This is a genomic window from Variovorax sp. 10N432 (assembly GCF_056394465.1).
The window spans coordinates 1-417 of record NZ_JBFTHX010000165.1; the positions used below are offsets into that span (position 1 = coordinate 1).

The 417-nt window shown below is 67.6% G+C and carries 1 protein-coding gene; it reads left to right on the plus strand.

The window, feature by feature from the left end:
- Window positions 1-78: 78 nt before the first annotated feature.
- Window positions 79-417: Bug family tripartite tricarboxylate transporter substrate binding protein (locus AC1DF3_RS37165; protein ID WP_478142837.1), on the plus strand; the 339-nt coding region annotated here is incomplete at its 3' end.

Genomic DNA, 417 nt, shown 5'->3' on the forward strand with positions numbered 1-417 from the left:
ATCCGCTTTCCGGTCTCTCCAACTGGCAATCAATCCGCTTTCCGGTCTCTCCAACTGGCAATCACCTCGGAGCCCCTCATGAAGAACAGCAACCAAGGAACCGGCCGCCTTCTCGGCTGGATCATCGCTGCCGCCGTCCTGCAGCCCTTCGGCAGCGCCCAGGCGCAGTCGCTCTCCTCGAAGCCGATCGTGCTGCGCGTCGCCTATCCCGCCGGTGGTCCCGCCGATGTCGCGGCCCGCAAGGTCCAGCTACCGCTGCAGTCGGCGCTCGGGCAGACGGTCATCGTCGAGAACCTGCCCGGCGCGGGCGGATCGATCGCCGCGGCGAGCGTGCTGAACGCGCCGCCCGATGGCCAGACGCTGCTGGTGACGACCGGCAACGACATGATCCTCTCGCCCCTCGCGATGTCGCAGGTC